Below are 1,554 nucleotides of genomic sequence, written 5' to 3' on the forward strand. Positions count from 1 at the left end.
GCAGCCTCGAGGCGGAGGGCCGCAGCGAGCAGATGAAGGGCGACGCCAAGCAGGCCGGCGCGAAGGCCAAGGACGCCCTCAAACACTGACCACCCCGCCGCGCCCGCACCGGACCCTCCCGACCGGGCGCGGCCGCCGAGGCCGCACCCGCCGTCGGGTGCGCACCCCGAGTGGAGAAGGAGCACGTCATGACCGATGTCCGGGGCCACGCCCCCGCATCGCAGGACGCACCCGGAACCGGCCTGGTCGGCTTCAAGGTCGAGGCCAGTGACGGCCACATCGGCAAGGTCGACGAGGCCACCGACGACGTCGGCTCCGCCCACTTCGTCGTCAACTGCAGGCCGTGGCTGCTCGGCAGGCACGTGATGCTGCCGGCCGGCACCGTCACCCGGGTCGACCACACCAACAGGACGATCCACCTCAACCGCACCAAGGAGCAGGTCAAGGGCACGCCCATCTACGACCCCGCCCTCCACCGGGGCGACGCCGACTACCGCCTGGGTCCGACCTCCTACTTCGGATCCCCCTGACCGCCGGCCCGCCAAGGCCCTGCGCCACACCGAGGGTGCCGCCCTCCCGGCGGACCCGTGAACACCGGCCGCGTCCAGCGGCCGACCCGACCCAGCAGGTGATGATCATGACTGCGAGGAACACCCACCCCACGATGGAAGAAGGCCGGGCGAGCCGGTTCGACGGCGAGGACCAGCACGGTTGGTCCCCCGACATCGACGCCGAGCACCAAGAGCCCAACGACAGTGCCCACCGCTCCTTCCACCCCGAGACCTACGCTCCCAAGCCGGGACCCGGTCGTGAGAAGGCCGCCGAGGAGGAGCAGGACGTCCCGGGCAACACCGTGGAGAGCAAGGGCCGCCGCGGCGAGGACCAGGGGCCCGGCAAGCACACCTACGACCTGGGAGAGCAGGGCCCGTCCGGCCGCCCCAGCGGCGGACGCACCGCCAAGGCCCACACCGGCGTCGACCCCCAGGAACCCGACGGCCCGACCTCGGGCCACTGACGCCCCGGCATCGTCGGCAGGCCGTCGGACCATCAGGTCCCGTCATGGCGCGCGCTCCCACCCCGCAGGGCTCCGGCCGGTCGCCGGAGCACCGCCCGGCGCCCGCGACGCCGCCGGCACGGACACCGCGGGAACCGCCGTCCCCCGCGAGCCGGCCGTCCCCGATCGGGCGGTTGCGGATGGCCGCCCGCTCGGTGGCCGGGCGGGCGTGGAGCAGGGGCAGCGCGGTCGAACTGTCGCAGCGGGCACTGGGCTTCGCGGCGCTCGGGTTCCTCACGCTGGTCCCACTGCTGATCGTCATCTCGGCGGCCGATCCGGCGAACGGCCACGGGTTCGCCCAGTGGCTCGGCGACGGGATCGGTGTCTCCGGGCCTTCGGTCAGGAACATCGAGCAGTTGATCGCGCTGCCCGACGAGACCCTGCGGACGACGACGGCGTTCAGCCTGGCCGCCCTCGCCGCGTTCGGGCTGTCGTTCGGTGCGGCGGTCCAGACCACCTACGAGAAGATCTGGGGGCTGCCGCCGGCCCGCTGGTGGGCG

The 1,554-nt window shown here is 73.5% G+C and carries 2 protein-coding genes and 1 pseudogene; all 3 read left to right on the top strand.

All coding sequences use genetic code 11. The features are described from left to right. Nucleotides 1-188: 188 nt before the first annotated feature. Nucleotides 189-530, top strand: coding sequence for a hypothetical protein (locus AB0D08_RS40765; protein WP_033825279.1), 342 nt, complete (start codon nt 189-191; stop codon nt 528-530). Nucleotides 531-637: 107 nt separating this feature from the next. Further along, nucleotides 638-1,015: a hypothetical protein gene (locus AB0D08_RS40770; RefSeq protein WP_149038652.1), complete on the top strand. Its 378-nt coding sequence runs from the start codon at nt 638-640 to the stop codon at nt 1,013-1,015. A 179-nt stretch (nt 1,016-1,194) separates the two neighbouring features. After that, nucleotides 1,195-1,554, top strand: a pseudogene (locus tag AB0D08_RS40775) (ribonuclease BN); the annotation flags it as partial.

Source organism: Kitasatospora sp. NPDC048540 (genome assembly GCF_040651175.1).
In the GTDB taxonomy this organism is placed as follows: Bacteria; Actinomycetota; Actinomycetes; order Streptomycetales; family Streptomycetaceae; genus Kitasatospora.

Bases quoted from the DNA above. Each gene is read 5' to 3' on its own strand.
- AB0D08_RS40770 (WP_149038652.1), top strand. From the start codon at position 638: ATGACTGCGAGGAACACCCACCCCACGATGGAAGAAGGCCGGGCGAGC.
- AB0D08_RS40765 (WP_033825279.1), top strand. From the start codon at position 189: ATGACCGATGTCCGGGGCCACGCCCCCGCATCGCAGGACGCACCCGGA.